This window comes from Salegentibacter sp., from assembly GCF_041642575.1.
GTDB lineage: Bacteria > Bacteroidota > Bacteroidia > Flavobacteriales > Flavobacteriaceae > Salegentibacter.
In genome coordinates, this window is sequence record NZ_JBEPWD010000022.1 from 23,392 (window position 1) to 30,090 (window position 6,699).

The window sequence follows — 6,699 nt, forward strand, 5'->3', positions numbered from 1 at the left end:
TAAATTAATTTTGTAAAGAACTTCATTTATGAAAGAAGAATTGCAAGTTTATGATAACGTGTTACAATTAATAGGTAATACGCCGCTCATTCAACTTAAAAAAATCACAAAAGGAATTAAAGGCGATTTTTTCGCAAAAGTAGAAGCCTTTAATCCGGGACACTCCACCAAAGATCGCATCGCATTATACATCATCGAAGAAGCCGAAAAAAAAGGGATTCTAAAACCCGGTGATACTATAATTGAAACCACTTCAGGAAATACCGGTTTTAGTATTGCCATGGTGAGCATTATTAAAGGTTATGAATGTATTTTGGCAGTAAGTTCAAAATCTTCCAATGACAAGATCGATATGTTGAAGACTATGGGAGCTAAGGTTTATGTTTGCCCGGCTCACGTCGCAGCAGATGATCCTCGTTCTTATTATGAGGTGGCCAAAAGATTACATCAGGAGATTAAAGGGTCGGTTTATATCAATCAGTACTTCAATGAGCTTAATATGGATGCTCATTTTAAAAGCACCGGACCTGAGATCTGGAAACAAACTGAAGGAAAAATAACCCATTTAATTGCGTGTAGTGGTACAGGAGGTACAATTTCAGGAACCGCCCGCTACTTAAAGGAACAAAACCCCGAAATTAAGATTATAGGAATTGATGCCTATGGCTCAGTTCTTAAGAAATATCACGAAACCAAAGAATTTGATGCTGAAGAGATTTATCCGTACCGCATAGAAGGATTGGGCAAAAACCTTATCCCAACTGCTACAGATTTCGAAGCTATCGATAAGTTTGTAAAAGTGACCGATGAGGAAAGCGCGCATACAGCACGTGAACTGGCAAAAACCGAAGGTTTATTTGTAGGTTATACCAGTGGTGCTGCAATGCAAGGCCTTAAACAAGTTGCCGAGGAAGGTGAGTTTGATGAAAACAGTAAAGTAGTGCTTATTTTTCCGGATCATGGTTCAAGATATATGAGCAAGATCTACAATGATAACTGGATGAATGAGCAAGGCTTTTTTGATACTCAGAATGAAGCCGCTGCACAGGCGATTGAATTCATAAAGTAAAATTTTGATAACATACAGCGAAAATATCAAGGCATCCCGGAGCACGGGATGCCTTTGTTTTTATGTTAAATTAAGTCCAAAAAATAACTTTGTACAGTTGATTCTATTTTAAGTATTTTTGCGGCTAGTTAAAAAAACATCGATGAGAGACTTATTTGATAAAATTTATAAAGATAAAGGACCATTAGGAAAATGGGCAGAGCAGGCCGAGGGCTATTTTGTATTCCCAAAGTTAGAAGGCCCAATTTCAAATAGAATGAAGTTTAGAGGGAAAGATGTTATCACATGGAGTATAAACGATTATTTAGGTCTTTCTAATCATCCTGAAGTAAGAAAAGTTGATGCCGAGGCTGCTGCCGAATACGGTTCTGCATATCCTATGGGTGCCAGAATGATGAGTGGGCACACTAGCCTTCATGAGCGTCTTGAAGACGAGTTGGCTTCCTTTGTACATAAACAGTCTGCCTACCTTCTTAACTTCGGATATCAGGGTATGGTTTCTACTATAGATGCTCTCGTTTCTAAAGCCGATGTTATTGTTTATGATGTTGATGCTCACGCCTGCATTATTGACGGGGTAAGACTTCACCTTGGACAACGCTTCACTTACAAGCATAACGATATGGAAAGTATCGAAAAGAACCTGCAACGAGCCACTAAAATAGCGGAGCAAACCGGAGGTGGAATTTTGCTTATTTCTGAAGGTGTTTTTGGAATGCGTGGCGAACAAGGGAGACTTAAAGAAATTGTTGAACTGAAGAAAAAATATAATTTCAGACTTTTTGTTGATGATGCCCATGGTTTTGGAACCCTCGGAAAAACAGGAGCCGGAGCCGGAGAAGAACAAGGCGTTCAGGATGAAATAGATGTGTACTTCGCTACTTTTGCTAAGGCAATGGCCAGTACCGGTGCATTTATCGCAGCCGATAAGGAAATTATTGATTATTTGAAATACAACCTGCGTTCGCAGATGTTCGCCAAATCTCTTCAAATGCAACTTGTAGTTGGGGCATTGAAGCGTTTGGAAATGTTGCGCACCATGCCTGAACTTAAAGATAAGCTTTGGGAAAATGTAAACGCCCTTCAAAATGGCTTAAAAGATAAAGGGTTTGACATAGGAACTACGCAAAGTTGTGTGACCCCGGTTTACTTGAAAGGAAGTATTCCTGAGGCTATGGCTCTTGTAAAAGACCTTAGAGAAAACCACGGAATATTCTGCTCGATTGTTGTTTATCCAGTGATCCCTAAAGGATTGATTTTGCTTAGAATGATTCCTACTGCTAGTCATACCATGAAAGATATCGACGAAACCCTGGTCGCCTTTACTGCGATAAGAGAGCGCCTCGAAAACGGAACTTACAAAAGGTTATCTGCTGCGGTTGAAGCAGCGATGTCTGGGAAATAGAAAAATATTTTAGAACAAAAAAGGTGGCTGATCTCAGCCACCTTTTTTTATATTCTTAATTAAAAAGACTAATTTAATTCATCTCCATCGTTTTTTTCTATGAAATCACCATCTTCATAGCGCATCCTGCTTTTTCCCTCTTCTTCAATATATTCTTCATCCTGGTGCATATCTAATCTATAGGAAATTCCGGCGGCCACCTGCCAGCGGGAAGGAGTGTCTTTAGCATTAATTAATCCAGAAATATCCAACTGGAAATCCTTTCCGAATAGGTAAGCTGCGCCACCTCTGAACAGATCATCGGCGTAGATATCACTTACCAATCCCTGGTATTCCCCAAAGACTGCAAATCTTGGAGTAATGGCATGGGTAAGGGTCGCTATACCGGCATAAGTGGGATATTCTTCAGTGAACTTATCGGCGATCAAATTGAGCACCAATACCCATCGGCCCCAGTTGTTTTGAGTGATAATTGCAACTTTCGGACTTATTCCAGATTCTCCTTCGTACATATAAGGATTGTCCCACCAGGAAAAATTAGCGCCTGCATAGACAGATAATGCTGGAATTAATGTTCTCCATTTAAATCCCTGGTTCGCTTTCCAGCTGTATAAGTTCGGTTTAACATCTTCTAAACTCTTATTAGGATCAAAAACCAGAAATTTAGCTCCGATAGTGTTCTGCGGAAAATTAGCCCGCTCATATTCTTCCTCTATGACCCCACGGGAAAGTAGGGTTTGTTCATGTTGAAAAGATCCGAAGAAATTTAATTCCAGGATCTCGGTTAAAAACCCAAATCTTAACCCATAACTTGCTCCCAGAATATCGGTGTCGGTATAAAACAGGGAATGGTTATTATTACCCAGAAACCCTCCCGCTTCAAGTTGAAGCACATTTTTTCCTACCGCAAAGGCACCCTGCGACTCTCCCGGTCGGTTGGAATTAATAGTTTCGGTATATTGAGCTTTGGTTTGTAAACCCAGAAAGAAAATAATCAGAAAGAAAACCGTTTTTTTTAGCATATTCAGGTGTCTTTAATATATCAAATATAGAAGATTTTATTATTAATTTAGGATTGTAATACCTGTGATTGTACAGCCTAATTTTTATTTTTGCAAAAAGCCCTTAAATGTTAGAAGCATCTTTTACAGCTGTTCTGAAAACGATCTTAATAATCCTGTTAGTATACTTCGGGATTAAAATTCTGATTCGTTGGTTTGGCCCGTTGATCCTCAAATATTTTATGCGCAAGGTAGGAAAACAGTTTCAGCAACAGTTTAATCAGCAGGAACCTTTTAAATCTCAAAGAAAGGAGCCTAAAGTTAGCGTAGATAAATCTTCAGTAAAAAATCGCAGATCCAACAAAAAAGTAGGAGAATACATCGATTACGAAGAAATTGATTAATTTCGAGCCTACTAAAAAATGTTTTGATGGCTCAGTACAAGCAGTATCTCCCTCATATTGTTGTTTTTCTTGGTTTCATAATAATATCTCTCTTATATTTTAGCCCTGTTCTTCAGGGGAAAAAGATCTTCCAGAGCGACATCGTTCAGTATACCGGAATGGCAAAAGAGCAAAATGATTTTCGGGCTGAAACCGGGGAGGAACCTTATTGGACCAATGCTGCATTTGGCGGTATGCCTACCTATCAGCTTGGTGCTAATTATCCGCATAATTATGTGAAAAAACTGGACTCAGTCCTGCGTTTTCTTCCAAGACCTGCAGATTATCTATTTCTGTATTTTTTAGGTTTTTATATACTCTTACTTACCTTAAAATTAGACTTTAAACTCGCATTTTTAGGCGCGCTCGCTTTTGGATTTTCAACTTATCTTATAATCATTCTTGGGGTAGGCCATAATGCCAAAGCTCATGCGATTGCTTATATGCCAATGGTTTTGGGAGGGATTATTCTCACCTTCAGGCAGAAGTTCTGGGCTGGATTTATCTTACTTGCTATTGCAATGGCTCTAGAAATCGGGGCTAATCATTTCCAAATGACCTATTATTTGCTTTTGCTGGTAATTGTACTTGGAATTGCCTATCTCGTTGATGCTTTCAGAAAGGGCTTGATTCCACAGTATTTTAAGGCTTTGGGAGTAATGGTTGTGGCTGTAATTGTAGCCATTGGAGCTAATGCGACCAATTTACTCGCAACGCAGGAATACACTCAGTTTAGTACCAGAGGGGATACCGGTCTCACGATTGAACCTGATGGGTCTGAAGCAACCGGAAGCGGCCTTGATTATTCCTATATCACGGAATACAGTTATGGAATAGTCGAGACCTTCAACCTGTTTATTCCAAGATTTATGGGAGGTTCCAATGCTGAAAAATTGGATGAAGACTCCAATATTTACCAGGCGATAATTGAATTAGGAGCATCTCCTGCTCAAGCTGCCGATTTCGCTGAAAACGCTCCAACATACTGGGGCGATCAGCCTTTTGTTGGGGCACCTGCATATATTGGCGCCACAGTGTTATTCTTTTTTGTTTTTGCCCTTTTTCTAATAAGAGGTCGGCTTAAATGGTGGATCATTGGTGGAAGTGTTTTGGCTTTACTGCTCTCATGGGGGAAAAATTTCGAATTTCTGACGGAATTCTTTATTGATTTTGTTCCTCTCTATAATAAATTCAGGGCAGTTTCGTCTATTCAGGTTATCATTGAACTCTGTGTTCCTGTTTTGGCCATAGTGGGATTATCCCGATTATTTTCGAAAGAAATTTCAGTTGATAAAAAAGAATACGCTTTAAAATGGGCTGGGATTATTACCGGAGGTCTGGCCTTATTCTTCCTGCTTTTTAAATCGGTGCTTTTTGATTTCGCCGGCGCTTCTGATGCCGGGTTGAGACAACAATTAGGGATGGATTTTATGCGAGCATTAAAAGAAGACCGTAAGGAGATTTTTACCGCAGATGCGATTAGAAGTCTTATTCTGGTAGGTTTATGTTTTGGTCTTATTTGGTTTTATCTCAAAGGCAAAATCAAAGAAAACCTTCTTATTGGCGCATTTGCGATCTTAATTTTATTCGATTTGGTAGGGGTGGATCGTCGTTATGTGAATAATGATGATTTTGTAAATGCGAAGCAAATGGACGAGCCTTTCCAACCTACAGAGGCCGATCTACAAATTTTACAGGATGAATCGCATTACCGCGTTTTCGATGTAAGTGGAAGCCCATTTAATACTGGTAGAACATCATATTTTCATAATAGCGTTGGTGGTTATCATGCTGCTAAACCGGGCCGTATGCAGGATCTGTTTGATTTTTATATTTCCCAAAACAATATGGATATCCTCAATATGCTGAATGTAAAATACTTTATTGTTCCGGCGGAAGGTGGTGAACCGCAAACTCAGCAAAATCCCGCTGCTTATGGTAATGCCTGGCTGGTTAATGAGCTGGAGTGGGTTGCTGATGCTAATGAAGAGATCCTGAAATTAGCGGAGACAGACCTTCAAAATGTTGCTATTTCCGATGAAAAATTTAAGGAAATCGCACCTGAAAAATCGCAATGGAGTGGAAGTGGAGAAATAGATTTGATAAGTGCCTCGCCAAATGAAATGGTTTATGAATTTCAATCGGATGAGCAGCAACTTGCAGTTTTTTCAGAAATGTATTATAAACCGGGCTGGCAGGCTTATTTAGATGGGGAACCTGTAGAACATTTCAGGGTTAATTACGTGTTGAGAGCCATGGAAGTTCCTGCGGGGAATCACGAAATCACCTTTAGATTTGAGCCTGAAGTGGTGAATACCGGAAGTGGTATTGCCCTGGCTAGTTCTATTGTTCTGGTACTTGCAATTCTTGGTGGATTATTCTACGGATTTCGCCGTAAGGATTAACTGATATGAAAAAGGTTTTAATCATTACATATTACTGGCCACCGGCTGGTGGACCCGGAGTTCAGCGATGGTTGAAATTTGTAAAATATCTTCGTGAATTTGAGATAGAACCTGTTGTTTACGTTCCGGAAAATCCTGCATATCCAATAATAGATGAAAATCTGGAAGCCGAGGTTCCTGAGAACCTTCAGATAATAAAACGAAGAATACTTGAGCCTTATAGTCTGGCTGGTATTTTTTCAAAAAAGGAAACTGAAACCATTAGTTCAGGCATAATTTCCGAAGAGAAAAATCAGGGGGTTTTACAGCGCCTTATGCTGTATGTTCGGGGGAATTTTTTCATTCCCGACGCCCGTAAATTCTGGATAAAACCATC

Annotated in this window: 5 protein-coding genes and 1 pseudogene; 5 read left to right on the plus strand and 1 reads right to left on the minus strand. The window is 39.6% G+C overall.

Features of this window, described 5'->3' with window-relative positions; all coding sequences use genetic code 11:
- Nucleotides 1–28 precede the first annotated feature (28 nt).
- Together ACESK1_RS05750 and ACESK1_RS05755 are read left to right on the plus strand one after the other, a co-directional pair.
- Nucleotides 29–1,069 carry a PLP-dependent cysteine synthase family protein gene (locus ACESK1_RS05750; protein WP_372918826.1) on the plus strand — a complete coding sequence of 347 codons (1,041 nt, stop codon included), beginning with the start codon at nt 29–31 and terminating at the stop codon, nt 1,067–1,069.
- 142 nt (nt 1,070–1,211) lie between these two features.
- A complete protein-coding gene (locus ACESK1_RS05755; RefSeq protein WP_372918828.1) occupies nt 1,212–2,474 on the plus strand; it encodes an aminotransferase class I/II-fold pyridoxal phosphate-dependent enzyme in 1,263 nt (420 codons plus the stop codon).
- A 68-nt stretch (nt 2,475–2,542) separates the two neighbouring features.
- Here ACESK1_RS05755 and ACESK1_RS05760 read toward each other — a convergent pair whose 3' ends face one another.
- On the minus strand, nt 2,543–3,496 hold the full coding sequence (locus ACESK1_RS05760) for a transporter (RefSeq protein WP_372918830.1): 954 nt from the start codon (nt 3,494–3,496) through the stop codon (nt 2,543–2,545).
- Between the two features lie 107 nt (nt 3,497–3,603).
- Between ACESK1_RS05760 and ACESK1_RS05765 the strand changes: the two genes are divergently transcribed.
- The 3 genes and pseudogenes from ACESK1_RS05765 to ACESK1_RS05775 form a co-directional block, all read left to right on the plus strand.
- Nucleotides 3,604–3,879, plus strand: coding sequence for a DUF4834 family protein (locus ACESK1_RS05765; protein WP_372918832.1), 276 nt, complete (start codon nt 3,604–3,606; stop codon nt 3,877–3,879).
- 26 nt (nt 3,880–3,905) lie between these two features.
- Complete coding sequence (locus ACESK1_RS05770) at nt 3,906–6,323, plus strand: YfhO family protein (protein WP_372918834.1); 2,418 nt, start codon at nt 3,906–3,908, stop codon at nt 6,321–6,323.
- A 5-nt stretch (nt 6,324–6,328) separates the two neighbouring features.
- Nucleotides 6,329–6,699: pseudogene (locus tag ACESK1_RS05775) on the plus strand (glycosyl transferase family 1); the annotation flags it as partial.